Origin of the sequence: Streptomyces sp. NPDC059166, assembly GCF_042755185.1 — a bacterium.
Taxonomy (GTDB): domain Bacteria; phylum Actinomycetota; class Actinomycetes; order Streptomycetales; family Streptomycetaceae; genus Streptomyces.
This window is the reverse complement of record NZ_JBHZCI010000016.1, coordinates 40,385-65,268: the sequence shown is the minus strand read 5'-3', so window position 1 is coordinate 65,268 and position 24,884 is coordinate 40,385. Positions and strand designations below refer to the sequence as shown.

Here is a 24,884-nt window from a genome sequence, read left to right as displayed (position 1 = left end):
TCTCTGCCTGTACGCCCCGCGTGCCACGGGGCGTCGGGCGGGCTGGCTGCCCGCCCACCGGTGGCAGGGTGCCGGGGCCACGGATCCGGGGCGGGCTCCGCGGCACGGGCCCCTGTCAGCTCATTCGACCGCTTCGATGGTCCCGGCGACGTCCTCGACGTCCTCCGGTGCCGTGAAGTCGAGGTCGACGTGCACCAGCGCGCCCTCGGGCTGCGGGAACTCACCGGAGTACGCCGTCGACACCTGGCTGAGGGTGTCCCTGCCGACGTCGAGGCCGTAGCCGGAGAGGCGTCCCGCGGTCGTCGGGATACCGGCGTGGGCGAGCGGCACCGCGCCCGCCTCGATGATCACGCGCGCCGAGCGGTCCGCCCGGCACAGCAGGCGGAAGCCGGCCGTCTCCGTCCCCGCCGGCAGCGGGCCGGGCGAGGCGCAGACGACGTGGTCGCCCAGCAGGTTGTGCTCGAAGACCAGGTGCCCGTCCTTGATGTAGAGCACGTAACCGCCCGCCGCCGTGCCACTGGCGAGCAGGACTCCGTCGGCCGTACGGCGCAGGAGCGCCGTCGCCCTCATCGACCTGTTGCTCCCGGTGATCCGGGTCGGCGCCGGCACATGGCAGGCTCCGGCTTCCAGCCGCACATGGGTGGCGCCGTGCATGCCCTGGCCGGTGCGCAGCGCGAGCAGCGCCTTCAGAGGCCTGTCGTCCAGGGGGAAGACCCCGTGCCGCTCGGCCTCCCTCTCCCAGATGCTTCGGAGGCCGGCGAGCCGTTCCGGCTGCTCGCCCGCCAGGTCATGGCATTCGGAGAAGTCCCGCCGGGTGTCGTACAGCCGCCAGACGTCGTCCTCGTACGGGGTGCCGGGGAGGTGTGTCGTCACGGCCTTCCACCCCTGGTGCCACAGTGCGCGGTGGCCCAGCATCTCGAAGTACTGGGTGTCCCTGGGTGCGGGGGCGGTGGCGTCCGCGAGCACGGCGAGCATGCTTCCGCCGTCGAACCGCGACGCGTCGACGGGGACGCCGGCCGCCTCCAGGATGGTCGGCGCCACATCGACGGCGTGGACGAACTGGTCGCGGATCCCGCCGCGTTCGGGGATGCCGAGGGGCCAGTGCACGACCAGCGGCACCCGGACCCCGCCGAGGTCGGTGTACTGCTTGTAGAGGCGGAACGGGGTGTTGCTCGCGGTGGCCCACCCCTCGGGGTAGTGCGCGGGCCCCCGGGGGCCGCCGAGGTCGTCCAGGCGGGACAGTTCCTGCTCCACGGTCTGGGAGATGCCGTTGTAGGGGGCGTTGACGTCGACCGCGCCCTGCGGGCCGCCCTCCCTGCTGGCTCCGTTGTCGGAGAGCACCATGACGAGGGTGTTGTCGAGTTCGCCCCAGTCCCGGAGGGCGGCGACCACGCGGCCGATCTGCTCGTCGGCGTGCTCCAGGAATCCGGCGTAGACGGCCTGCAGGTGGGTGTGGAGGGTCCGCTGGTCCTCGGTCAGTTCGTCCCAGGGGGCGACACCGGGGTTGCGTTCGGTCAGTCCGGTTCCCTCGGGCACCAGGCCTTCCTCGGTCTGGCGGCGCAGCCGGTCCACGCGGGTCCGGTCCCAGCCCTTGGTGAACGTCTCGAGGTAGCGCTCGATGTACGCGCGGGGCGCCTGGAGCGGCGCGTGCGTGGCCCCCAGTGCCAGGTTCAGGTAGAAGGGGCTGCCCGCCCGGTAGGTGCGGTGCTCGCGCAGGTAGGAGATGGCGCGGTCGGCGAGGTCCTCCGAGAGGAGGTAGCCGGGCCCGGCCGGGGGCTGGACGGGGTGGTGGTCCTCGAAGAGTTCCGGAGCCCGCTGGTCGGTGGCACCGCCCATGAAGCCGTAGAAGCGGTCGAAGCCGCGGCGCAGCGGCCAGTTGTCGTAGGGGCCGGCGGGCGTGATCTCGTGTCCGGGGGCCAGGTGCCACTTGCCCACCTGGTAGGAGCCGTAGCCGTGCGGCCGCAGGTGGTCCGGGAGCAGCGGCACGCCGGGGTCGATCCTGCCGCGGGAGTTGTCGAAGCCGGTGTCGGTGTCCGCGATGAAGCGCATGCCGAGGCTGTGGTTGTTCCGGCCGGTGAACAGACTGGCGCGGGTCGGGGAGCACATCGGGTTGACGTGGAAGTTGGTGAAGCGGAGTCCGCCGGCCGCGAGCGCGTCGATGGCGGGCGTGCGGATCTCGGAGCCGTAGCAGCCGAAGTCGGACCAGCCGGTGTCGTCCAGGACGACGGTGAGGACGTTGGGCAGGCCGGGGCGGGGCGGGTCCGGCCACGAGGGGACGCACTCGGCGGCGGTGCGGCCCGCCGGGGCCTGGGCGGCGTCAGTGGTGCTCATGGCTGTCTCCGTCGGTGGTCACGGTGGTGCCGGGGCCGGTGTCTTCGGCGGCGCGCGTCTGCCGGCGCCGCTCCTGGATGCTCTCCTCCAGGTTCTCCAGCCACTGGCTGGACTCGACGAGGACGGGCGGCCGGTCGTCGCGCCAGGCCTCGTCGCCGTTGTGGCGTGGCTGGTCGAGCACGTGCGTGCCCGCCCTGTCCGCCTCCTCGTACGTGGCGAAGTACTGTGCGAGCGCCTCGTCCAGTTCGGTGCGGCGTTCCCGGAGACGAGGGTCGTCGATGACGTCGGTGGTCTCGCGGGGGTCGCGCCGCAGGTCGAACATCTCGTGCGGTCCGTCCGGGAAACGGCGGACCAGCTTGAACCGTTCCGAGCGCACCATGCGGAGGTTTCCGTACTCCGCGAAGACCAGGTCCGGCGCCTCGGGCAGGGGCCTGCCGAGCAGGGCGCCGCGGTAGCTGCGGCCCGGGTACGGGCTGGTGGGCCCGTCCGGTGCCGGGGCGCCGGCGGACTCCAGGAGCGTGCGGAAGGTGTCGACGTGGGAGACGTTCTCCCTGCGGCGCTGGCCGCCGAGGACCGAGCCGGGGTGGTTGACGATGAGCGGTACCCGGATCGACTCGTCCACGACGTTGTAGGGCAGGGTGCCGTTGCCCTTGCCCCAGATGCCGTGGTGGCCCGTGTTGAGGCCGTGGTCACTGGTGTAGATCACCAGGGTGTCGTCGCGGAGGTCGAGGGTGTCGAGGGTGTCCAGGACCCGGCCGACCTGCTCGTCGATGTCGGTGACGGCGGCGTAGTACTGGGCGAGTGCCTCGCGGGGATCGTTCCGGCTGGGGTAGAGCGATTCCGACCGCAGGCGTCCGAAGGGGTGGGTGACGTCCTGGGGTATGTCACGGAAGGTGGCGCGGCGGTAGCGGCTGACCAGCCGCTCGGGGGCGCCTGTCCACGGGCTGTGGGTCGCGAGGTGGCCGACGAAGAGGAAGAAGGGCTTCTCGTCGCCTTCGAGGGACCGGTTGCGCAGGAATTCGATGGCGCGGTCGGTGATGGCCTGCCGGTCGTAGCGCTTCTCGACGGGCTCGGTGCGCTGCCAGGGGGTGTGGTAGCCCTCCGCCTCGGAGACCGGCGCGCTCCGCGAGTACCAGAAGTCGAAGCCGCGTGCCGGGCGCTCGCCGCGGCCGAGGTGCCACTTGCCGGTGAGCCCGGTGACGTAACCCCGCTCCTGCAGCACCTCGCTGATCAGGCGCTCGCCGGAGAGCCAGTCGGTGGAGCGCACCTCGGGATCGGCCTCGGCGAGGTAGTCGTGCACTCCGTGCTGCGAGGGCAGTCGCCCGGTGAAGAAGGAGGCACGGGCCGGCGAGCAGACCGGTGAGGGGGTGTAGGCGTTGTCGAAGACCACGCCCGTCTCCGCGAGGTGATCGAGGTTGGGGGTCTGCACCTCGGAGTTCCCGTAGCACCCGGCGGCCCACTGCGCGTGGTCGTCGGTCAGGAAGACGAGGATGTTCGTGGTCATGTGCGGCTCCAGCTCTCTCGACCCTCGAAAGTAGAGGTTGGACCTCTGGATGTCCATCCCTTGACAGGGGATGAATCAGACCTTTACATGGACCAAACCTTGGACCCTCAGAGGTCCGATCTCCATTGAGGGAGCCCCGGATGACCCCTGTCGACCACTCGTCGAGACGCCGCGCGCCGGTGGGGAGAACGCCTGCCACGGCCTGGCTGGTGACGGCACTCCTGCTTGCCGTCGGGAGCTACCAGCTCAACAACACGATGATCGCGCCCGCGAACCCCCAGATCATCGAGAGCCTGCACACGGACACCGCGACGGTCGGCCTCGCGCAGACCCTCTTCGCGATGATCGGGGCGATCTCCGCCATCGTCGTCACCCGGATCAGCGACTGGACGGGCCGCCGCAGGGCCCTCCTGTTCAGCCTCGGTGTGCTCGTCGTCGGCAACGTGGTGGTGGCACTGGCGCCGGGCGTCGGGTTCTACCTGGCCGGCCGCGCGCTCTCGGGCATGTGCGGCGCGGTCTTCGCCTTCGCCTTCCTGATCCTGCACGACCTGCTCGACCTCAAGACCTTCAGCAAGGCACTGGCGGTCATCGCGGCGATCAAGGCGGGGCTCGGCGGGGCGGAGGCCGTCGTCAGCGGGAGCATCGTGGACACCTTCGGCTACCGGGCGGTGTTCTGGTGCATGGTCGCCTTCACCGCGACCGCGTTCGTCTGCGTCTACTTCGTCGTGCCGGAGACCGCCGCCTCCGAGAAGCGGCGCCTCGACTGGAAGGGCTCGCTCACCGTCGCGGTCGGTCTGACCGGGCTGTCACTGACCCTCTCCCAGGGCGGCAAGTGGGGTTGGACGACCCCGGGCACCCTTGTCGCCCTCACGGTGGGCATCGTGTTCCTCGCCGCCTTCCCGTTCGTCGAGAAGCGGGCCGCGGAACCTCTCATCCGGCCGAGCGAACTCGGCTCCCGCCGGGCCTGGCCGCTGCTCCTCACCAATGTCCTCACGCTCGCCGGGGCGGGTGCGGCGACCCTGTTCGTGCTGCCCCTGCTCGCGCAGAACGCGGGCGGCGGCTTCGGGATGAGCGCCACCACGGCGGCGCTGCTGTACACCATGCCGGTCTCCGTGGTCGGCTTCGCGTTCGCCCCCTTCGCCGGCTCCCTCGCCCCCAGGATCGGCTGGCGTGTGATCCTCAACACCGGCCTGGTCGTCACGGTCGCGGGCCTCGCCGTACTCGCGGCGTTCAGCGACAGTCCCGAGATCGCGTTCGCCGTGACCCTGGTGCTGGGCGCCTGCTACACCGGGCTGGTCCTCACCGCCCTGGACGGCCTGGGAGTGCTCCTGTCGTCGCGGGAGGCACCCGGTGCGCTGACCGGTTTCAACACCGCCGCCTTCGGTATAGGCGCCTCGCTCGGTGTCGCCGTGAGCAGCGGGATCATCACCCAGCTGCAGGACGGCGGAGCGCCCACCCACCACGGGTACGCCACCGCTCTGTGGACCTGCACGGGCCTTGCGTTCCTGGGGCTGCTGGTCTCCTTCCTCATCCCCCGGACCGACGTCGGAGAGGTGGAGCGGGACGGTACCGAGGCCGCGACGGCAGGCGTCGCCTCGTCGCCCTCCGGCGCCCGTTAGGTTTCACCCAGACGCCCGAACCACCGGCCGCGGGCGGCTGACGAGGATGGAGATCCCTTGACACGGCTACGCACGCTCCGAGCACAGGCGGCAGAAGAGCTCCGCGCGCTGATCGCCGCGGACTACCGGCCGGGTGACCGGCTGCCTCCGGAGGCGGAACTCGCCCGCCGGATCGGCCTGAGCCGCAACACGGTCCGGGAAGCCGTGGCCATCCTCGTCACCGACGGCCTCGTCGAGCGGCGCTGGGGTGTGGGCACCACCGTGCTCGCCCCGGCGCCGCCGGCGTCGTTCAGCGTGACCGACGTCATCCCCGTCAAGGAGATCATCAAGAGCTCGGGGCGCGAGCCCGGCCTGTCCCACTGGCACCTCGCCTCCGTGAGGCCCGGCCCCGAGGTCGCGGCCGGCCTGGACCTGCCCGGGGACGACTCGGAGACCTGGTACGTCGAGCGTGTCTTCACGGTGGACGGACAGCCGGCGGTCCGTCTCCGGGACTGGTGCCTGAAGACGATCGCCGGGCGCACGGTGGACCTCACCCCCCTGCGGGACGTGGAGGTCGACTTCATCGGGCTCATCCGCGACCAGTCCGGAGAGACACTGCACCGCATGGAGGGAAAGATCCAGGCGGCCCTCGCCGGGGACGCCTTCGGGATCCGACCGGACGACCGGCCCGTCCCCCTGGTCCAGATCACCCAGACCTGCTTCACCGGCTCCGGGTCGGCGATCGGCTACTCGGTCGTGCAGTTCGACACGGAGATCGTCGACCTGACGCTCCGTCGGGCCTTCAACAGCGCGGGACTCCAGTAGGAGCGCCGCTCCGGACCGGTCGGCCGAGGCGGGTAACGCCTCAGTAACGCCTGCTCCCTAGCTTCCATGGCGATCACTGATCGACGGGCAACTCGCCGTCGGCAGAACACAGTTCGGGACGCGCGGTCATGAGCCGCGCCCAACCGCAGGAGAAACCCCCAATGTTGCGACACAACGCCTGGCGCGGAGTTCTCGTCGGCACCACCATGGCCGCCCTGACCGTCTTCGGCGCGGGCGCGGCGGGCGCGGCCGGCGCGCAGACCGCCGCCGCGGGCTGCCATGTGGACGGATACGTCTGCATGACCGTGAACGACATCTACGAGCCGACCGTGTACGTCGCCGACGGTGACTCCTACACCTTCCTGCGCGCCTCCGAGGTCACGAGCATCTCGAACGACACCTCGGTGACCTACTGCGTCGACGCCGAGTACGGCTTCTCGGTGGCACCGGGGCAGTCCGTCGAGGTCTCGCACACGGTGACCGCGATCGAGGCGTCCCCGAGCGGCCGCTGCCTGTCGTAGCCGGCCTGGTACGGCGGGGGGCTCCGGGACCACCGGTCGGGGAGCCCCCTCGCCCTGTCCGTGGGAGGTGCCGGGGCCCTACGGCGCGTCGGCCTCTCCCACCCACCGGTCCAGCCACTCGTACGCCGCGTCCTGCATGCCCCTGCCGAACGCGTGCCCCTGGCCGGGCCAGATCTCGGTCGTGAGACGGTCGCCGGCTCCCTGCGAATCCCAGACCGCGCGCAGCTTCCGGTAGGCGGCGGTGACCCCCGCGAGCGGGAAGAGGCGGTCGGCGCCACCCGCCTGGAAGAGCGCGGGTTTCGGCGCCGCGACCGACGCCACGTCCGGGATGTCCAGGTACCGGTTGAGACCGGGGTGCAGCATGAAGTAGGCCGACTGGCCGCGCAGCGTGTTGTCGCCCGGGACGAGCATGTGGTGCAGGCAGGTCATCCAGCAGACGGCCGCCGCCGCGCGGACGTCGTCGGAGAGGGCGGAGAGCTGCCAGGCGCGGTAGGCGCCCATGGAGAAGCCGAGCGCCCCGACCCGGCGGCTGTCGACCTCGGGGAGCGAGGCGAGGAAGGCGGCGGCGCGGATGTCCTCGTGGGCGGTCAGGCCCGCGAGCGAGGTGCCCAGCTGGAGCAGGTTGGCGGCGAGGGCCTGCTGGTCCTCGTAGGCGAGCGGGCCCCGGTCGCCCCAGCCGAGGGTGTCCACGGCGAGCACGGCGTAGCCCCGGGCGGCCAGCTCGTCCCCGATGAAGCGGCCTCCGTAGTGCCGGTCCGCCCATGCCCGCGCGCGGCCTCCCCGCTCCGGGCCTCCGGAGCGGGGACGCACGGCCTTCTCCCTGCCGATGGTGAACTCGCCCCCGTGGTCGTGCAGGACGAGCACCGCCGGGAAGGGGCCCGTACCGTGCGGCACCAGCAGGGAGCCGAGGGCGCGCCCGTGGCGACCGAGGGCGAACTCCACGGTGCGCGAGGTGTACGCGCCTTCGGCGTGCTCGTCGACGGTCACCGGGTCGAAGGGTCCGGAGAAGGGCGGCTGCAGCAGCGTCTCGCGGACCCTGGCGCGCGCCTCCGCGCGCCAGGCCGGGAAGTCGCCCGCGTACCGCTCCCAGGCGAGCGGGAAGGTGAGTCCTTCCCTCAGCCGCTCGTGGAAGGAGGGCAGCACCCGCCCGGTGATCCCCGAGTTCACACGCAGGGGTGCCAGTCGCCGAGGTAGTCGGCCGGGGTGTGGGTGCGGGCCTCGGCCCGCGTGAGCTGCGGCCGGTCGGCGGGGACGGTGACACGGGCGCCGGGGCCGGTGTTGCGGTACTCGGCGAAGCGCTGTTCCTGCCAGGGGAAGCCTGCGGACATCGTGCCGTACGGTTCGGCGGCGTCGATGCCGGCGCCGAGGTGGCTCTCCCGGACGGTCAGCATCGGGTGCGCGGTGAGGTCGGAGGACGGAACCCAGGGGCGGGCCAGCTTGTAGTAGCCGTCGGGGGCGGTGCTGGTGACCCGTGAACGCAGCACCAGGTAGCCGTGCGGGTTGGCTCCGGCGGTGCTGGGGGCGAACACGAAGCCGTAGGGGGCGGCGGCCAGGTCGGTGCGGGTCAGGGTGCGGAAGTGGCAGCGGTCGAACACCGCGGTGGCGCGGCCGAAGACGAAGTCGACGTCGCCTTCCATGTAGCAGTCGCGGTAGTACTGGCGGGCGAAGGCGGTGAGGGCCAGGGTGTCGGCGTACAGGGTGTCCTGGTGGCCGAGGAAGCGGCAGCCGTAGAACGCCGAACGGTCGCCCTGCACCTTGATGGCGACGGCCTGGGTGCCGGTGTACTCCGGGTTGTCGGAGCGCAGCCAGTCGTTGGCGAAGGTCACGTCGCGGGCGGTGAAGCCGGCCGCCTGGACGGTGACCGAGGCGGAGCCGCTGGTGCCCAGGGTGCCGGAGCCGTCGGGCTTCGGGGTGCCCGCGGCGTCGCCGTGGACGATGACGGTGTCGCGCGGGTCGCCGCTCGCCCCGATCAGAGTCAGGTCCGCGCGGTCGGCGGGGACGGAGAGCTTGCCGCGGTAGGTGCCGGGGGCGATGACCAGGGTCCGGCCGGTGCCGGTGGCCGCGTCGAGAGCCGTGCGTACGTCGGTGAAGTCCCCCCTGCCGTGCGGGTCGACGTAGAGCGTGAGGGCGTCGCGACGGTGCGAGGGCGAGCCGTGGCGCCCGAAGGGGCTGCCGGGGCGCGTCGGCCGGCCGGGTGCCGCCTGGGCGGCGGGAGCCGCCAGGGCGAGGGCCGCACCGGCGCCCGCGAAGAGGGACAGGGCACTGCGTCTGCTGGGCATGCGGTACTCCTTGCGGGCTGTGCGGGTGCTTGCGGGGTACGGGGAAATAGGCCGGAGCGGCGCCTTCCGGGGTGCTGGAAGGCGTGCGGTGCCGCTCCGGCCGGTCTGGGGCGGGCAGGCCGACCGACGGGTCAGCCGACCCGTCGGTCAGCGCACCGGTGAATCAGGTCAGCGCACCAGCGGCTTGCCGGCGCCCGCGCCGAGACCCACCAGGAGCGGGACGACGAGCGGGTGGTTGACCTTGGTGCGCAGGGTCGGGGTCCAGCCGGCGCCCGTGGTGAGCTGCTCCTCGGGCACACCGGCGTTGTGCACGGCGATCAGGTCGGTCTTGCGGCCGTTGACGTAGTTGTTGCCCGCCGTGAGGGAGGACTCGGACCACTTCTTCAGGATCTTGGCCTTGTCGAAGCCCGAACCGAGGGTGAAGGCGTTGGACTCGGCGACGAGCTTGGACTCCTTGCCGATGCCGTAGCTGTAGCCGTAGACGCTGCCGGTGGTGGCGACGAAGTGGTTGTTGTACGAGTCGACCTGTCCGAAGCGGACGCGGGGCGCGCGCTCGTTGACGTTCTTGAACAGGTTGTGGTGCAGCGTCACACGCAGGTGACCGCTGTCGGTGGCACCGGCGCTGTCGCTGTTGCCGATGAGCATCGTCTTGTCGTGGTCCTTGAGGACGTTCCACGAGGCGGTGACCAGGTCGGCGCCGCGCACGATGTCGAAGAGCCCGTCGTGCTGCTGGTAGAGCTCGCCGAAGTAGCGGGGCTGCTCGGAGTCGGGACGGTCGCCGTCGCTGAAGGTGTTGTGGTCGACCCAGACGTGGCTGGAGCCGTAGACGACGAGGTTGTCGTACTCGGAGTTCCAGTGGCCGGTCTCCCCGTCGGTGGGGTCCCACTGCGGGAAGCAGTCGTAGGTGTCCTCGAAGGAGATGTTGCGGACGATGACGTTGGAGACGCCCCTGATCTGGAGGCTGGCACCGATGACCGTGGCGTCCTTGCCCACACCGACGAGGGTGGTGTTGGAGGGGACGTTCACGTTGACAGCGGCGGCCTGGAGCTTGGCGGAGGCCAGCCGGGCGTCCTCGAGGGGGCCCGAGGGGACCTCTTCCATGCCCCAGACCGCCGGGTCGTAGGCCGCGAGGTACTTGTCCAGGGTGTAGCCGTCCTGGTGGTACGCCTCGCAGCCGATGGGGTTGCCCTCGGCGTCGGAGTTCCCGTGGATGGTGCCGGCGATCCTGACGATCTTCGGCGCGTCGCCCGCGTCCTCGAAGGCCGCGATGAGCTCGGCCCGGTTGGTGACGGTGTAGACGTGGTCGGGGGTGGCGTTCGCGCCGCCGGTGGTGGACCCCTCGGCGGAGGCCCAGCCGTCACCGGCCGGGAGCACGGAACGCTCGATGCCCTTCCCGTGACCGGTCGCCTGGGCGGGCACGGTCACGGCGAGGGCGAGCGAGGCGGTTCCCAGCACCACGGCGATGGCGCGGATGTTTCTCATACGTGCGGGCATGGCTGATCCCTAACTGTCGTACGTGAAGGAAGAAGTGGGGGAGATCCAGGGGTGCGCGGGCGGGCCCGCGGTGGGGCGGAGGGTCAGGCCTGCGGCCAGGTGATCCGTTCCGCGGGGATCGGGTCGTCGAGGCGGCGCAGATCGCGAGGGGCGAGTACGCGCCGTTCGAGCAGGGCGCGGGCCGTCATCCTGGCCACCTCGATGGCGCCCTCGGGCCGGAAGTGGGTGTTGTCCTGGCGGCCGTCGGGGTAGTTCGGCGACTCGCCGGGCTCCAGCCAGTTGAAGTACGCCTCGGTCCCGTCGGGGCCGAGTTCCTGCCAGCGGGCGAGCGAGACCGCCTGCATGTCGAGCAGGGCCACGCGGTCCTCGGAGGCGAGGGCGCGCATGGCGGCGGGGTATTCGCCGTGGGTGGGCGACGCCGTGCCGTCCGCGGCGAAGCGCCGCCGCTCGACGGGTGTGATCAGCACGGGTTCGGCGCGCCGGGCGCGGGCGCCCTTGACGTACTGGCGCAGGTACTCCTGGTACGTGGTGTACGGGTCGGTGCCGCGGGCGGGGTCCTCGGTCTTCTCGTCGTTGTGGCCGAACTGGATGAGGACGAGGTCGCCCGGGCGGACACCCTCCAGGAGGGCGGTGAGCCGGCCCTCGTCGATGAAGCTCTTGGAACTCCGGCCGTTCATGGCGTGGTTGGCGACGGTGAGGCCCTGTCCGAGGAAGAACGGGAGGGCCATGCCCCAGCCCGTCTCGGGTGCGGCGTCGGCGTACTTCTGTGCGGCCGTCGAGTCACCGGCGATGTGGATCGTCCTGGGGCGGGGCCTTCCGCCCCCGCCGCCGTGGGCGAGTGCGGGGGTGGCGCTGAGCGCGAGCGGCAGCGCGAGGAGAGCGGCCGCCGTCCTTCTGCGGGTGAGTGACACGGGCGTTACTGCCTCTCCGGGAGGACATGTGACGAAGGAGGAGCTTCGGGTGACGCCGGGGAGACCCGGACGGCACCGGTGGTGCGAGGGACCGGCGGCGGGGTGCGACCCGGACCGCCGCCGGTCCCCCGGTCTTGGGGGGCGTCCCTGCCGGGACGGCCGGTCAGCCGTTGCCCAGTTCCTTCCACTCCTTCTGGGCGGCGTTCAGCTCGTCGGCCATCTTGTCGAGGAAGGCCTTGGCCGTGATCTTGCCGAGGAGCAGCTTCTGGAACTCGGGCTCGTTGTCGGCCTTGCTGATGTTGTTCCAGTCGGGCAGGTAGTACGGCAGGTCGACGATCTTGGTGGAGCCGTCGGTCAGGGCCTTCGCGGCGAGCGCGGTGGGCTCGGTCTTCGAGATCCAGGGGTCGTTGGCCGCCTCGGTGTTGGCCGGGATGGCGCCCGCGGACTCGTTCCACTTGCTGTTCGACTCGTGCGACGCGGCGAACTCGATGAACTTCCAGGCGGCGTTCTTGTTCTTGCTGGAACGGAACAGCCCGAGACCGTCGACGGGGTTGGAGACCTGGACGCGGGTGCCGCCCTCCCCGATCGGGGCGGGTATGCCACGGAACTTGCCCTCGCCGAGGGCCTTCAGGTGGTCCTGGTAGGAGCCGAGGTTGTGGCTGAGCATCCCGATGGTGCCGGAGTCCCACTGGGCGACCATCTTGGTGAAGTCGTTGTTGACGTCGGCGGACGGCGTCGTCTTCTTGAAGAGGGCGGCGTACTTCTCCAGCGCCGCCACGTTCTTCGGGTCGTTCAGGGTCGTCTTGTCGCCGTCCCAGAACTCCGTGATGCCGGTCTGGCCGTACATCGCGTCCAGGGCCTGGGCGATGGAGCCCGCGCCGCCGCGGATGGTGTAGCCGAACTTGTTGTTCTTCGCGTCCGTCAGCTTCTCGGCGGCCTCGTAGAACTTGGGCCAGGTGGCGGGCTCGTCCAGGCCGGCCTGCTGGAACAGGTCGGTGCGGTACCAGAGCGCGCCGTTGTTCGCGGAGGTGGGCACGGAGTACAGGTCGTCACCACGGCCGGCGGCCGCTCTGACGCTCTCGACCATGCCCTCGACGAGCTTGCCCTTCAGCGGGGACTCGTCCAGGCGGTCGTTGACCGGCTCCAGGGCTTCCTGGGAGACCATGTTGGCCAGGTAGGCGGTACCGACGCCGCCGACGTCGGGAAGGCCGCCACCGGCGATGGCGGTGTCGTACTTGGACTGGACGTCGGCGATCGGGATCGGGACGTACTTGACCTTGATGTCAGGGTTCTCCTTCTCGAAGTCCTTGATGATCTCGGTCCAGATCGCCGTGCGGGGGCCACCGTTGTTGTCCCAGAAGGTGATCTCGCCCTTCCCGCTGCCCTCCGTGCCGGAGCTGCTGCCGTCGTCGCCACAGGCGGTGGCCCCGAGGGCCAGGACCGCCGTGAGGGACACCGCGGTCGCGGCACGCCCCCGGAGCGTCTTCGAGATGTTCATGTCGGCTCTTCTCTCTCGGATCTTTACGCGTGCGTGGGGGGAGGTCAGTGGTACGTGCGGTGCGGTGCCGGTGTGCCGGTCCGCGCGGGGCCGGCTCGCACGTGGCGACGGCCCGGCGGGGACGCCGGCAGCCCCTGTGGCGGCTGTTTCCGACGGCCACCGTCCTGGCCCCACGCCCGCCGGAAGGCCGCGGCGGGGATGAAGGCGGTGAAGGGTGTTCTGGCTCTGGTGCGCTCGGTACGGAGGTGCGTCATTGCGGCTCCCATACAGCGGTGCGGAGATCAGACGGTGAGGGGTCTTCCGGTGGTGCTGAACTCGGTGAAGCAGGCTGTTCCGGAGGGGCCGTCGCCGGCCGGTGCGGTGGCGAAGAGGCCGAGCAGGGCCCCGACCCAGCGCCAGGGGGTGGCGGCGAAGACCTGGCCGGAGGGCTGGAATCCGGACCCGTCGCCGGTGTCGGCCCAGAACCGGCAGCGTGCCCCCCGGGTGACCTCGATCCGGACCCGGACGCCGGGCCCGGGGGCGGGCCGGGAGTACTCGGCGTCCCGCTCGTGCTCGGCGACCGATTCGGCGTACCGGTGGACGAGCCTCGGCCGGCCGTCGGTCCCGGCCTCCAGGCCGATCCATGAGAAGGCGTCCCCGAGGACGGCGAGGCCGGCCTTGGCGCCGGGTTCGGCGGAGTCCAGGGTGATCCCCACCTCGGCGGTGAACTCCTCGGCGGGCAGCCGCTGCGTCAGGACGCTGGGCAGGGCCCGCAGGTCGTGGGCGTACGCGGTGCGTACGCAGCTCAGGCGCAGCCCGTCGCCCTCGTGGTCCGCCGTCCAGCCCGGCCGCGGGTTGGCGGTCCACTGCCACTGGGGGCCGTGCCGCCCGCCGGGGAAGAGGTCGCCGGACGCGGGAGCACAGGCGGGCTGCTCCGGGGCCTTCGGACGGCGGTGGGTGAGGACGGGCTCGCCCTCGTCGCCGATGACCGGCCAGCCTTCCTCGTCCCAGCGCATCGGCTGGAGGTGCACGACCCGGCCGTAGGCTCCGCGCTCCTGAAAGTGCAGGAACCAGTCCTCACCGGCGGCGGTCCTGACCCAGCCGCCCTGGTGCGGGCCGTTGACGTCGGTACGGCCCTGGGCGAGGACCACGCGCTCCTCGTAGGGGCCGTCGAAGGTCCTCGACCGGAAGGCTCCCTGCCAGCCGGTCTCCACTCCCCCCGCGGGTGCGAAGATCCAGAACCAGCCGTCGTGCCGGTAGAGCTTGGGGCCCTCGAGGGTGAACCAGCCCGGGATCGTGTCGGCGTCGATCAGGGTGGTGCCCTCGTCGAGGAGTTCGCGCCCGTCGGGGCTCATCCGGTGGCCGGTGAGACGGTTCTTGATGCCGGAGCGGGACTTCGCCCACGCGTGCACCAGGTACGCCTCGCCCGTCTCCTCGTCCCACAGGGGGCAGGCGTCGATCAGGCCCTTCCCCGCCTTGAGCAGGTGCGGCTCGCTCCAGGGGCCCTGCACGGACTCGGCGTTGATCTGCTGGATCCCGTGGTCGGGGTCCCCCCAGAAGATCCAGAAGCGTCCCGCGTGGTGGCGCAGCGAGGGGGCCCACACCCCGCAGTCGTGGCGCGGCACCGCGAAGTCCGTCTCCGGTGCGAGCCGGTCGAGCGCGTGGCCCACGAGGGTCCAGTTGACGAGGTCGCGGGAGTGCAGCAGCGGCAGACCCGGGACGCGGCCGAAGCTGGACGCGGTCAGGTAGTGGTCGTCTCCGACGCTGACGACGTCGGGGTCCGACCAGTCCGCGTTCAGGACCGGGTTGCGGTAGGTGCCGTCACCGAGGTCGGCTCTCCAGGGGGGTGTCATCCGGCGACCGCCTTGCGGACGAGGGCGGCGGCCTCGTCGCGTGCGAGGCGTCCGTCGGCGACGACGGTGACGACGCGGCGTACGACGGTGTCTCCGGCGGCGACGGCGAGGCGCCGCTCGGCGGCGAGGGAGGAGCCGACGCCGGGGTACTCGGCGGTCCGTACGAACCAGGGGTCCCGCCGGGTCTCGTCGGTCGCCCCGGCGAAGACGAGGGTCCAGCCGTCGCCGGCGAGGGCCAGCCAGTCGGCCGCCCTGCCGTGCACGGCCTCCTCGCCGTCGAGCTCCGTGCTGAACACGTCGGGGGCCTGCGGCTCCTTCGGCGCGCGCCAGAAGAAGCCGCCGTATCCGGCGCCGGGCCGGCCGTTGGTGGCGGGGCTGCCGATGGACAGGTCCCGGCCGCTGCGGTTGGTGAGGGAGAAGGAGAAGTCCAGCGCCCAGGCGGTGTCGGAGACCGCTGTGGTGGCCACGGTGCGGTGCTCGCGCAGGAGTTCGGCGCCGTCGGCCTCCCAGCTGAGCTCCTCGACGAAGCCGTCGGGGTCGCGGAGCTTCCAGCCGAGGTGGCGCTGCGTGCCGTGGTTGTCGAGCTCGGTGGGCCCCTGGTCGCGGACGAAGGTGCGCCCGCCCCAGAAGTTGTACCCGGCCACGTCGGGGACGGCGACGGAGGCACCGAGGTGGTGGATGTGGTCGGCCGGGCGCTCCTCGGTGACGGGGGTGCCCGCGAGGGTGGTGACGGGGTGGAGGTAGGGGCGCCCGTCCGTCCCGTTCCGGTGGTTGTAGCGGCCGACGGGGCGTCCGGCGCAGCTGAGGAGTGCGGTGGTCATGAGGTGCTCACCTCGCTCGGTCGCGCCCAGGAGGCGCCCAGTTCGGAGTAGAGGGTGAGGGTGTCCGCCGCGGCTGCGACGGCCCCGTCGATGCCGCGCACGATGCGCCGGACGCCGTCGCCGCGGTCGGCCTGCCGGGTGTACCAGGCGCTCTCGGGCAGCGGGGTGGGGTCGGGGGCGGTGCGGACGGCCTCGAGGACGCGCATGAACGCGCCGGTGCGCGCGGGCGGGACCAGGAGCGGGGTGCCGTGCTCCAGGTGGTCGACGAGGTTCTCCAGGAGGTCGGTCCTGCCGTGCACCGCTTCCTCGGGACCGTGTCCGGCGCGCTGCACGAGGACCCGGTCCTGCTTGTACCAGAAGGTGATGCGTCCGTGTTCGCCGTGGACGATCACATACGGTTCGCCGGCCTCCTCGGCGCAGAGGGTGACCGCGATCGTCACCGGCATCCCGTCGGTGGTGGTGATCCGGACGCAGCTGGTGTCGTCGGACTCGATGTCGTGGGCGCGGAACAGCTCGGTCTCGATGGTGGCCACGTCGTCGGCCGTACCCCGGCCGGCGAGTTCGAGCGCGGTGGCGACGGCGTGGGCGAGCGGGTTGGTGAGTACCCCGTCGACCACGTCGGTCGTGCCCATCCTGCGCCGGCCCGCCCACGGCGCACGCCGGAAGTAGACGTCGTCGCGGACCCAGGCGCCGGCCGCGCCGATCCCGCGGACCGCGCCGATCGCACCGGAGGCCACGAGTTCCTTGATGGCGGCCACGGCGTGCGAACCGAACGACTGGAAGCCGATCTGGCAGGCGATGCCGGCCTCCCGGACCCCGTCGGCCATCCGGGAGTAGTCGTCCCAGGTGGCCGCGGGGGGCTTCTCCAGGAGGAGGTGGACTCCCCGGGCCGCTGCCGTGAGGGCGAGGGCGGTGTGGGTCGGGATGGGCGTGCAGATCACTGCGGCTCTCGCGCCGGTCGAGTCCAGGAGCGCCCCGAAGTCCGCGGACTGCGCGGGCATCTCCCCGGCGAACATGTCGAGTTCGTCGTCGGACAGCGGCTCCAGTTCGCAGATCCCGGCGAGCCTGACGAGCCCCTGGTGCTGGAGCCGGCGGATGTTGGCGAGGTGCCAGCGGCCGTGGCCGCGGGCGCCGGCCAGGACGATCGGCACGGGTGTGGCGGCACTCATCGGTCCGCCCTCCCCGCTCCGGCCCCGAGGGGCGCGGTACGGGTACGGAAGTCGGGGGCCATGTCCGTCATCCCTTCACGGCGCCGGCGCTGAAGCCGGTGATGAGCCACTTCTGGATGAAGGCGAAGACGATCACCACGGGCACCGCGGCGATGACTCCGCCGGCGGCCAGCGCGCCCAGGTCGACGCTGTCCGCGCCGATGAGGGTGTTGAGGCCGACCGGGATCGTCTGCTTGTCCTGTTCGCTGAGGAACATCAGGGCGAAGAGGAAGTGGTTCCAGCTGTGGACGAAGGCGAACGACCCCACCGCGATCAGCCCGGGCCGCAGCAGCGGCAGGACGACGGCGCAGAACGCCTTGAAGCGGGAGCAGCCGTCCACCCAGGCGGCCTCCTCGAGGGAGACCGGGACGTTCTTGATGAAGCCGCTGATGAGGATGATCGACAGGGGCAGCTGGAAGACGGTCTCCGCGATGACGACGCTCCCGAGGGAGTTGATCATCTGGAGGTTCTTGAAGATCTCGAAGAGCGGCACGAGCATCAGGGCGCCCGGGATGAACTGCGAGCAGAGCAGCGCGAGCATGAAGCCGCTCTTGATCTTGAAGTCGAACCGGGCCAGCGCGTAGCCGCCGGCGAGCGCGACCAGGGTTGTGGCGATCAGGGTCGCGACGCCGACGATCATGCTGTTCTGGAAGAAGACCGCGAAGCTGCGCTCGTTCCAGACCTTGGAGAAGTGCTCCCCCGTCATCGGCCAGGGCACCAGCGAGGTGGAGCCGGCGGGCCGGACGGCGAAGAGGAACATCCAGTAGAACGGGATGAGCGTGAAGAGCAGGTAGATGCCGAGCGGCAGGTAGATCTGCCAGCGCGGTACGTCGTCGAAGGCACGCTCGCGCTTGGTGCGCCGGGACGAGGAGGGCGGCGGGGTGTCGTTCCCGCGGGACGCCCCGGAGGTGCGGGCGTCGTTCTTCTCTACGAGTGCGGCAGTCACTTGTGGTCGCCTCCGAACTTGCTCAGGCGCAGATAGACGATCGAGCAGAAGAGGAGGATCACGAAGGCGACGGTGGTGAGCGCGGACGCGTACCCGAAGTCGTGGCCCTCGATGCCCGTGTTGGCGACGTAGAGCGGGAGTGTGGTGGTCTCCCCCGCGGGCCCGCCGCCGGTGAGGGTGTAGAGCAGGTCGACGTTGTTGAACTCCCAGACCCCGCGCAGCAGGGTCGCCAGGATGATCGCGTCGCGCAGGTGGGGCAGGGTGATGTGGAAGAACTGCCGCATCCGGCCCGCCCCGTCGACGGCGGCCGCCTCGTAGAGCTCCTTGGAGACGGACTGCAGGTCGGCCAGGATGAGGATGGCGAAGAAGGGCACACCGCGCCAGAGTTCGGAGACGGTCGCCGCCCAGAAGACGGTGCCGGTGTCGGAGAGGACCGAGGTGCCGTACTCACCGATGCCGGCGTCCGCCAGGTAGCGGCTGAAGCCGGTCGAGGAGTTGTAGAGCAGGATCCAGATGGTGCTGGTCAGCACGCCGGAGACGGCCCAGGGTGAGAAGACCATCGCGCGGGATATGCCGCGGCCGATGAAGGTCTGGTTCACGATCAGCGCGAGCGCGAGGCCGAGCGCGAGCTGCAGCGTCACCTGGGTGAAGACCCACTGGGCGCTGAAGCCGAGCGTGGACCAGAACTGGTCGTCCTCGGTGAAGATCCGGGTGAAGTTGTCGAAGCCGGCGAAGCCGTTCCGCCAGGGCTTGGTGACGTTGTAGTTCTGCAGGCTGTAGTAGAAGACGCTGACCACCGGGTAGGCGATGAAGCCCAGCATCAGCAGGCCCGCGGGCGCGATCAGCAGGTACGGCAGGCGGCGGGAGCCTGCCGAACGGCGCCTGGGCGCCTTCCCCTTCGGGGGCGGTGTGGCCACGGCTACGGATTGGGCCATGACGCGTCTCCGATCTCTGGAAGTGCTGGATGTGCCGTGCGTTCGGTGCATGGCGCAAGCGCTTGCCGCATGCCGTTCGGTATCCCGGACGAGGCGGTGCGCGGAATTCTCTTCGCCCGGTTCAGCCCGCGTAGGGGTCGGGCACCTCTCCCGGCCTGGCCAGGAACGTGAAGTCGCATCCCGTGTCGGCCTGGGTGATCTGGTCCTGGTAGAGCGCCCCGTATCCGCGCCCGTAGCGGGCGGGTGGCGCGGTCCACTCGTTCCTGCGGAGCTCCAGTTCCTCGTCGGAGATCTCCAGGTGGAGCAGCCGTGCCTCCACGTCGAGGGTGATGAGGTCGCCGGTGCGGACCAGGGCGAGCGGCCCTCCGACGAACGACTCCGGTGCGATGTGCAGGACGCAGGCCCCGTAACTGGTGCCGCTCATCCGTGCGTCGGAGAGCCGCACCATGTCGCGTACGCCCTGCTTCAGCAGGTAGTCCGGGATCGGCAGCATGCCGTACTCGGGCATCCCGGGTCCGCCCTTGGGGCCGGCGTTGCGGAGCACCAGGACGTGGTCGGGGGTGAGGGCCAGCGCCGGGTCGTTGATGGTGCGCTGCATCTCCTTGTAGTCGTCGAAGACGACCGCGGGTCCGGTGTGGCGCAGCAGGTGCGGTTCGGCGGCGATGTGCTTGATGACCGCGCCGTCCGGGCAGAGGTTGCCGCGCAGCACCGCGACGCCGCCCTCCTCGGCCAGCGGGTTGTCGCGCTCCCGGATGACCTCGGAGTTGTGGACGAGCGCCCCGTCGAGCTGTTCGCGCATCGTGGTGTGCGTGACGGTGGGGCGGTCGAGGTGGAGCACGTCGGTGAGGCGGGCCAGGAATCCGGGCAGCCCTCCGGCGAAGTGGAAGTCCTCCATGAGGTACTTGCCGCCGGGGCGGAGGTTGGCGAGGACGGGCACGGTGCGTGCGATGCGGTCGAAGTCGTCCAGGGTGAGCTTCACCCCGGAGCGGCCGGCCATGGCGATCAGGTGGATGACGGCGTTGGTCGATCCGCCGAGCGCGAGGACCGTGGCGACGGCGTCCTCGTAGGCGTCCGCCGTGAGGATCTTCGAGAGCTTCAGCTGCCGCCACACCAGGTCGACGATCCGGATCCCGGACTGCGCGGCCATCCGGTCGTGCCCGGAGTCGACGGCGGGGATGGACGAGGCACCGGGCACGGTGACGCCGAGGGCCTCGGCGGCGGCGGTGAGGGTGGATGCGGTGCCCATCGTCATGCAGTGGCCCGGGGAGCGGGCGAGCCCGTTCTCCAGTTCGGCCATCTCGCAGTCGCCGATGAGTCCGGCCCGCTTGTCGTCCCAGTACTTCCACATGTCCGTGCCGGAGCCCAGGACCTCGTTGCGCCAGTGACCCGGGAGCATCGGTCCGGCCGGCACGAAGACCGTCGGCAGGTCGACGGAGGCCGCGCCCATCAGCAGGGCCGGTGTCGACTTGTCGCAGCCGCCGAGCAGCACGGCCCCGTCGACGGGGTAGGAGCGCAGCAGCTCCTCCGTCTCCATGGCCAGCATGTTGCGGTAGAGCATCGGGGTGGGCTTCTGGAAGGTCTCCGAGAGGGTGGAGACCGGGAACTCCAGCGGGAAGCCGCCCGCCTGCCAGACGCCCCGCTTGACCGCCTGCGCGCGGTCGCGCAGGTGGACGTGACAGGGGTTGATGTCGGACCAGGTGTTGAGGATCGCGATGACCGGCTTGCCCAGGTGCTCCTCGGGGAGGTAGCCCAGCTGCCGGGTGCGGGCGCGGTGGCTGAACGAGCGGAGCCCGTCGGTGCCGTACCACTGGTGGCTGCGCAGGTCCTCGGGGGCGATGCGGCCGTCCGCGCCGTCGGCGTGGATGTCCGTCATATCGACCACCCGGCGACCAGGCCGGCGACCTCGGCGCGCTGCTCCTCCGGCAGCACCCGGCTCGGCGCCCGTACGTCGCGGCGGCAGAGGCCGAGCGCGGCGAGGGCTTCCTTGACGACCGTCACGTTGTTGGCGCTCTGCCGGTCGGCGCGCAGGTCCTCGAAGCGGCGGATCTGGTCCCAGACCTTCATCGCCGCGAGGTAGTCGCCCGCGCGCAGCGCCTCCAGCATGGCGAGCGAGACCTTGGGAGCGACGTTGACGAGTCCCGAGGTGAAGCCGGTGGCGCCGGTGGCGAAGTAGGAGGGGGCGTAGAGCTCGGCGAGCCCGGCGATCCAGACGAACCGCTCCAGGCCGGCGTCCCGGGCGAACGCGCCGAATCGGGCGGCGTCCGGGACGGCGTACTTCACGCCGATGACGTTGGGGCAGCTGTCGGCCAGCTCGGCGAGGCGCTCGCCGGCGAGCAGCGGGTTGCGGATGTACGGGACGACCCCGAGCCCGGGCACGGCCTCGGCGATGGCCCGGTGGTAGTCGACCCAGCCGTCCTGCGAGACGTAGGGGTGCACGGGCTGATGCACCATCAGCATCTGCGCGCCGTGGTCCCTGGCGTGCTCGGCGGCCGCCACGGCGGTCGGTACGTCGTGGCCGACGCCGACGAGGACGGCGGCCCGGCCGCCCGCCTCCTCGATCGTCAGTTCGGTGACGGTGCGCCGCTCGTCGGGGGTGAGTGCGTAGAACTCACCGGTGTTGCCGTTCGGGGTGACGATGCGGACGCCGCCGTCGAGCAGCCTTCGCAGCAGGGCGCGGTGCGCCGGGATGTCGATGCTCCCGTCCTCGGTGAACGGGGTCACCGGGATCGCGACAACGTCTGCGAGGGCCGCCTTCAGCGGTGAGAAGTCCATGCGGACCGACCTTTCGTCGAGGTGCTGGTGATCCATGGCCAGCTGATGGTTCACGCCGCCCCGCCCCCGTCGACGTCGTCGGGGAAGGCGCGGCGTACGAACGATGCGATGTGGTCGTGCAGGGCCGCCACGGCGGCGGCCGCGTCGTCGGTGAGGGCGAGCCGCAGGATCTCGCGGTGCTCGGCCGCCTCGCGCTCCCAGCTCGGGATCGTCGACCAGGCGACGGTCGACACGAGGGCGGCCTGGTCGCGGATCTCGTCGAGCATCCGGGCGAGCAGCGGGTTGCCGCAGGGGATGTACAGGGCGCGGTGGAAGTCCCGGTTGGCGAGCGATCTGTCGGCCTTGTCGATCGCCGAGTCGGCACGCTCCAGGGCCTCCTGGGCCGCCTCCAGCGACGCCTTGCGGGTGATGGTGCGGCGCAGCGCCTCGGGCTCCAGGAGCAGGCGCACGTCGTACACCTCGCGGGCCATCGTCGCGTCGACGAGCCGGACGGTGGCGCCCTTGTACTGGCTCATGACCACGAGTCCGGTGCCGGCGAGCGTCTTCAGCGCCTCGCGTACGGGGGTCTTCGACACCCCGAACTGCGCGGCGAGTTCGGTCTCCACGAGCGCCTGACCTGGCTTCAGCTGCGCGGTGAGGATCGCGTGCTTGATCGCCTCCAGCACGTACTGGGTCCTGGAGGGAATGGGGGCGGGCGCAAAGGTCATGGGTGAAGAGTTCTCGCATCTCGCGTATCGCGTCTCATATATGACGTACGAAGTACGACGCGATGAAGCTAGAGCGGTACGAATGTTTCGTCAACGCTTCTGGCAAAAGAAGTTCACGCGATCCCGTACGGACGGGCCGGGCCGGCGGCGGTTCGGGCGCCTGGGTGCCGGCGGGAAACGGCATGCGGCGCAGGCCCCCGGCGGTGTGCCGGGGGCCTGCGCTCCGCGTGCCGGGTGGCTCCGGGTCAGCCTCCGCGGACGGCCGACAGGGCGTCCCGGACGGCGCCCAGGTCCGGATCCGAGGCCAGTCCCGCGTGGTAGAGGCGTAGTTCACCGGCGCCGAGCGAGGCGGCGTGCGCGGCGTCCCGGGCCAGCGTGGAAGGGCTTCCGCCCATGCCGGTGACCACGTTGAAGTTCGCCGCGACGACGCCGGGCAGCCCGGCGTACGGGCCGAGCACGGCCTCACGGGCGGCGTCACCGCCGGTGCAGGGCAGGACGACTCCGTCGGCCGTGGACAGGATGTGCGCGGGGTCGGTGCCCACGTTGGCGCCGGTCCGGTAGGGGGCGGGATCGGCGTGCAGCAGGACCTGGAAGCCCGGCCCGGGCGCCGCGTCCCGCACGGCGGCGACAGCGGCCTCCTGGAAGCCCTTGGCGACCTGGAGGCGCCATCGCAGGGTGGCGTCGGCGAGGCCGGCCCCCAGGAGCTTCTCCACACCGGTCCAGCCCTGCTCGCCGGAGCCGCTCCCGGCCCACACGGGTTCCAGGGCGCGGCGCACACCGGCGCGCAGTTCGTCCGGGTCCAGGTCCACGGTGGCGTACCCGGCCCGGCAGTCGGCGCAGAAGCAGAGGGACATCAGGTACTGCGCCGCGTCCCCGAGGGTGACCCCGGAGACCTTGTCGTGGGCGTGCAGATGGGCGAAGCCGTACCAGCCGCAGGACTCCAGCTCGGTTCCGGACGCCCCGGGGCGCGCCGCCGCCTCGGCCGCCAGGTCCACCAGGTAGTCGTGGACCGCGGGCCGCGCGATGCAGGGCGCCCAGGGGTAGCGGTCGCCGTAGGCGTTGACCACCGAGGTCTCCGGGTGCTCCGCGCCCAGGCGGGAGCTGTGCGCGAGGACCACCCAGGAGTGCACCTGGAGCCCGGCGTCCGCGAGGAGTCCCGCCGCCTCGGCGAACGGGTCGTCCCCGCTCACCCAGGTCTGCCGGCAGGGGCGCAGCCCGCGCCCTTCCCAGCGGCCGGGGTCGGGCGGGTAGAGGACCGCCGCGTGTTCGGCGGTGACGATCCGGTGGCCGGGGTGGCGCGGGGTCAGGGCCCGGGTGGAGTGGTAGGCGGAGGCGAGCGTCACCTGCTCGACGCCGAGGTCGGCGATGCGGGCGGCGGCTGCCGGGTCGCCGACGACGTCCCAGGGGTACAGGAAGGCGGAGGCCTTCACTTCGCCTCCCCCGCACGGTACTTCTCCAGCAGCGCGCGGCCGTCCGCGATGATCGCGGTCAGCTCCTCGACGTGCTCGGCGGGGGGTTCGGTGAGCGGGGTGCGGACCGGTCCGACGTCCAGGCCCTCCAGGCGTACGGCCGCCTTCACCAGCGACACCGCGTAACCGTGCCCCTTGGAGCGCAGTTCGACGAGCGGCCGGTAGAAGTGGTCGAGCAGCGCGTTGACCTGGTCGTCGTCGCCGCTCTCCAGCGCGCGGTAGAACGCGAGGGCGATGTCGGGGGCGAAGGCGAAGACGGCCGAGGAGTAGAGGGTGACCCCGATGCCCCGGTAGGCGAGCCCGGTGAGCTCGGCGGTGGGCAGCCCGTTGAAGTACAGGAAGTCCTGCCCCGGCAGACCGGTGCGTACGGCGCTGACGATGCGCTGCATCAGGTCGAGGTCGCCGTACCCGTCCTTCAGCCCGATGATCCCCGGCGTCCGCGCCAGGGCGACGACGGTCTGCGGGGTGAAGACCGCGTTGTCGCGCTGGTAGACGATGGTCTCGAGGGAGGTGGCCGCGGCGAGCGCGGTGTAGTGCGCCAGCAGCCCCTCCTGGCCCGCGACCACGAGGTAGGGAGGCATGGCGAGGAGCCCGTCGGCACCGGCCTCCTCGGCGAGCTTCGCGTACCGGATCGCGAGCGCCGTGCCGTAGCCGGCTCCCGCGACCACGGGCACCTGTCCCGCGGTCTCCTCCACGGCGGCCTCGACGACGAGACGGAACTCGTCAGGGGCGAGTGCGTGGAACTCGCCCGTGCCGCAGCAGGCGAAGACGGCGGCGGCGCCGGCGTCGACGCCCTTGCGCACGTGTGCGCGGAAGGCGTCGAGGTCGACGGCGCCGTCCGGCCCGTAGGCGGTGACGGGGAAGAAGAGCGGCCCGGCGGTCTCGGTGAGCCGGGCGGCGAGGGGGGCTGAGGTCACGGGCGCTCCCTGAGCAGATTCAGGCGTGCACAATTATGATCGGTGTCCATATTTCTGAACGTTGCCACGCTAGGGCAGCCTCGCACCGCCGGTCAAGGCGCGAACAGCCGACCGTGGACGAACCCGGCGATCACGCACGACACTTGACGTGATCCACGGAAACTTCCTAGCGTGTCCACGCATGTGAATGCGGTCCACGGATTTGACGTACCGGGCGGCTGTCCGGCTCCCGCGCACCACGCGTACCTTGCTGTCCGTACGCACTCGGCCCCGCAGCACCGCATCCGTCCGCACGCCGCGCCCCGCGCCCCGCGCC

20 protein-coding genes are annotated in these 24,884 nt (G+C 71.4%); 3 read left to right on the top strand and 17 right to left on the bottom strand.

Features of this window, described 5'->3' with window-relative positions:
* Window positions 1-120: 120 nt before the first annotated feature.
* Both ACFXOA_RS14490 and ACFXOA_RS14485 read right to left on the bottom strand, forming a co-directional pair.
* Window positions 121-2,331 carry an arylsulfatase gene (locus ACFXOA_RS14490; RefSeq protein WP_385026891.1) on the bottom strand — a complete coding sequence of 737 codons (2,211 nt, stop codon included), beginning with the start codon at window positions 2,329-2,331 and terminating at the stop codon, window positions 121-123.
* Window positions 2,318-3,835 (bottom strand): sulfatase, encoded by a 1,518-nt coding sequence (locus ACFXOA_RS14485; RefSeq protein WP_385026888.1) that lies wholly within the window; start codon window positions 3,833-3,835, stop codon window positions 2,318-2,320. The genes ACFXOA_RS14490 and ACFXOA_RS14485 overlap by 14 nt, the downstream gene beginning before the upstream one ends.
* A gap of 140 nt (window positions 3,836-3,975) precedes the next feature.
* On the opposite strand from ACFXOA_RS14485, the gene ACFXOA_RS14480 reads away from it, so the two are divergent.
* The 3 genes from ACFXOA_RS14480 (at window position 3,976) to ACFXOA_RS14470 (ending at window position 6,779) form a co-directional block, all read left to right on the top strand.
* The gene (locus ACFXOA_RS14480) at window positions 3,976-5,454 is read left to right on the top strand and encodes an MFS transporter (protein WP_385026886.1); all 1,479 of its coding nucleotides are present in this window, start codon (window positions 3,976-3,978) and stop codon (window positions 5,452-5,454) included.
* Window positions 5,455-5,511: 57 nt separating this feature from the next.
* Window positions 5,512-6,258: a GntR family transcriptional regulator gene (locus tag ACFXOA_RS14475; protein ID WP_385026883.1), complete on the top strand. Its 747-nt coding sequence runs from the start codon at window positions 5,512-5,514 to the stop codon at window positions 6,256-6,258.
* Window positions 6,259-6,419: 161 nt separating this feature from the next.
* On the top strand, window positions 6,420-6,779 hold the full coding sequence (locus tag ACFXOA_RS14470) for a hypothetical protein (RefSeq protein ID WP_385026880.1): 360 nt from the start codon (window positions 6,420-6,422) through the stop codon (window positions 6,777-6,779).
* Between the two features lie 78 nt (window positions 6,780-6,857).
* Here the strand turns inward: ACFXOA_RS14470 and ACFXOA_RS14465 are convergent, their stop codons facing one another.
* From ACFXOA_RS14465 to ACFXOA_RS14395, 15 genes are all read right to left on the bottom strand, one after another.
* Complete coding sequence (locus tag ACFXOA_RS14465) at window positions 6,858-7,946, bottom strand: dienelactone hydrolase family protein (RefSeq protein WP_385026877.1); 1,089 nt, start codon at window positions 7,944-7,946, stop codon at window positions 6,858-6,860.
* Window positions 7,943-9,058, bottom strand: coding sequence for a pectinesterase family protein (locus ACFXOA_RS14460; RefSeq protein ID WP_385026874.1), 1,116 nt, complete (start codon window positions 9,056-9,058; stop codon window positions 7,943-7,945). Before ACFXOA_RS14460 ends, ACFXOA_RS14465 begins: the two co-directional genes overlap by 4 nt.
* Window positions 9,059-9,226: 168 nt before the next feature.
* A complete protein-coding gene (locus ACFXOA_RS14455; RefSeq protein WP_385026871.1) occupies window positions 9,227-10,552 on the bottom strand; it encodes a polysaccharide lyase family 1 protein in 1,326 nt (441 codons plus the stop codon).
* A gap of 83 nt (window positions 10,553-10,635) precedes the next feature.
* A complete protein-coding gene (locus tag ACFXOA_RS14450; protein ID WP_385026868.1) occupies window positions 10,636-11,463 on the bottom strand; it encodes a rhamnogalacturonan acetylesterase in 828 nt (275 codons plus the stop codon).
* Window positions 11,464-11,626: 163 nt separating this feature from the next.
* Window positions 11,627-12,961, bottom strand: a complete 1,335-nt coding sequence (locus tag ACFXOA_RS14445) for an ABC transporter substrate-binding protein (RefSeq protein WP_385026865.1) — start codon at window positions 12,959-12,961, stop codon at window positions 11,627-11,629.
* A gap of 281 nt (window positions 12,962-13,242) precedes the next feature.
* Window positions 13,243-14,793 carry a family 43 glycosylhydrolase gene (locus ACFXOA_RS14440; RefSeq protein ID WP_385026862.1) on the bottom strand — a complete coding sequence of 517 codons (1,551 nt, stop codon included), beginning with the start codon at window positions 14,791-14,793 and terminating at the stop codon, window positions 13,243-13,245.
* Window positions 14,790-15,614: a PmoA family protein gene (locus ACFXOA_RS14435; RefSeq protein WP_385026859.1), complete on the bottom strand. Its 825-nt coding sequence runs from the start codon at window positions 15,612-15,614 to the stop codon at window positions 14,790-14,792. Before ACFXOA_RS14435 ends, ACFXOA_RS14440 begins: the two co-directional genes overlap by 4 nt.
* Window positions 15,611-16,783, bottom strand: coding sequence for a Gfo/Idh/MocA family protein (locus tag ACFXOA_RS14430; RefSeq protein WP_385026856.1), 1,173 nt, complete (start codon window positions 16,781-16,783; stop codon window positions 15,611-15,613). The genes ACFXOA_RS14435 and ACFXOA_RS14430 overlap by 4 nt, the downstream gene beginning before the upstream one ends.
* Before the next feature lie 67 nt (window positions 16,784-16,850).
* Entirely contained in the window at window positions 16,851-17,768 is a 918-nt protein-coding gene (locus ACFXOA_RS14425) for a carbohydrate ABC transporter permease (RefSeq protein ID WP_385026853.1), read from the bottom strand.
* Window positions 17,765-18,703, bottom strand: coding sequence for a carbohydrate ABC transporter permease (locus ACFXOA_RS14420; protein WP_385026850.1), 939 nt, complete (start codon window positions 18,701-18,703; stop codon window positions 17,765-17,767). Before ACFXOA_RS14420 ends, ACFXOA_RS14425 begins: the two co-directional genes overlap by 4 nt.
* Before the next feature lie 121 nt (window positions 18,704-18,824).
* Window positions 18,825-20,576: an L-arabinonate dehydratase gene (gene araD, locus ACFXOA_RS14415; protein WP_385026847.1), complete on the bottom strand. Its 1,752-nt coding sequence runs from the start codon at window positions 20,574-20,576 to the stop codon at window positions 18,825-18,827.
* Window positions 20,573-21,475, bottom strand: coding sequence for a dihydrodipicolinate synthase family protein (locus tag ACFXOA_RS14410; RefSeq protein WP_385027141.1), 903 nt, complete (start codon window positions 21,473-21,475; stop codon window positions 20,573-20,575). Before ACFXOA_RS14410 ends, araD begins: the two co-directional genes overlap by 4 nt.
* Before the next feature lie 50 nt (window positions 21,476-21,525).
* Window positions 21,526-22,182 carry a GntR family transcriptional regulator gene (locus ACFXOA_RS14405; protein ID WP_385026844.1) on the bottom strand — a complete coding sequence of 219 codons (657 nt, stop codon included), beginning with the start codon at window positions 22,180-22,182 and terminating at the stop codon, window positions 21,526-21,528.
* 245 nt (window positions 22,183-22,427) lie between these two features.
* Complete coding sequence (locus tag ACFXOA_RS14400) at window positions 22,428-23,612, bottom strand: hypothetical protein (RefSeq protein WP_385026841.1); 1,185 nt, start codon at window positions 23,610-23,612, stop codon at window positions 22,428-22,430.
* On the bottom strand, window positions 23,609-24,568 hold the full coding sequence (locus ACFXOA_RS14395; protein WP_385026838.1) for a 5-dehydro-4-deoxyglucarate dehydratase: 960 nt from the start codon (window positions 24,566-24,568) through the stop codon (window positions 23,609-23,611). The genes ACFXOA_RS14400 and ACFXOA_RS14395 overlap by 4 nt, the downstream gene beginning before the upstream one ends.
* Window positions 24,569-24,884: the final 316 nt, after the last annotated feature.

What these genes read in the sequence shown, in the direction of transcription:
- ACFXOA_RS14490 (WP_385026891.1), bottom strand. Translation starts at nt 2,331, where the DNA reads ATGAGCACCACTGACGCCGCCCAGGCCCCGGCGGGCCGCACCGCCGCC.
- ACFXOA_RS14485 (WP_385026888.1), bottom strand. Translation starts at nt 3,835, where the DNA reads ATGACCACGAACATCCTCGTCTTCCTGACCGACGACCACGCGCAGTGG.
- ACFXOA_RS14480 (WP_385026886.1), top strand. Translation starts at nt 3,976, where the DNA reads ATGACCCCTGTCGACCACTCGTCGAGACGCCGCGCGCCGGTGGGGAGA.
- ACFXOA_RS14470 (WP_385026880.1), top strand. Translation starts at nt 6,420, where the DNA reads ATGTTGCGACACAACGCCTGGCGCGGAGTTCTCGTCGGCACCACCATG.
- ACFXOA_RS14460 (WP_385026874.1), bottom strand. Translation starts at nt 9,058, where the DNA reads ATGCCCAGCAGACGCAGTGCCCTGTCCCTCTTCGCGGGCGCCGGTGCG.
- ACFXOA_RS14455 (WP_385026871.1), bottom strand. Translation starts at nt 10,552, where the DNA reads ATGCCCGCACGTATGAGAAACATCCGCGCCATCGCCGTGGTGCTGGGA.
- ACFXOA_RS14445 (WP_385026865.1), bottom strand. Translation starts at nt 12,961, where the DNA reads ATGAACATCTCGAAGACGCTCCGGGGGCGTGCCGCGACCGCGGTGTCC.
- ACFXOA_RS14440 (WP_385026862.1), bottom strand. Translation starts at nt 14,793, where the DNA reads ATGACACCCCCCTGGAGAGCCGACCTCGGTGACGGCACCTACCGCAAC.
- ACFXOA_RS14435 (WP_385026859.1), bottom strand. Translation starts at nt 15,614, where the DNA reads ATGACCACCGCACTCCTCAGCTGCGCCGGACGCCCCGTCGGCCGCTAC.
- ACFXOA_RS14430 (WP_385026856.1), bottom strand. Translation starts at nt 16,783, where the DNA reads ATGAGTGCCGCCACACCCGTGCCGATCGTCCTGGCCGGCGCCCGCGGC.
- ACFXOA_RS14420 (WP_385026850.1), bottom strand. Translation starts at nt 18,703, where the DNA reads ATGGCCCAATCCGTAGCCGTGGCCACACCGCCCCCGAAGGGGAAGGCG.
- araD (WP_385026847.1), bottom strand. Translation starts at nt 20,576, where the DNA reads ATGACGGACATCCACGCCGACGGCGCGGACGGCCGCATCGCCCCCGAG.
- ACFXOA_RS14410 (WP_385027141.1), bottom strand. Translation starts at nt 21,475, where the DNA reads ATGGACTTCTCACCGCTGAAGGCGGCCCTCGCAGACGTTGTCGCGATC.
- ACFXOA_RS14405 (WP_385026844.1), bottom strand. Translation starts at nt 22,182, where the DNA reads ATGACCTTTGCGCCCGCCCCCATTCCCTCCAGGACCCAGTACGTGCTG.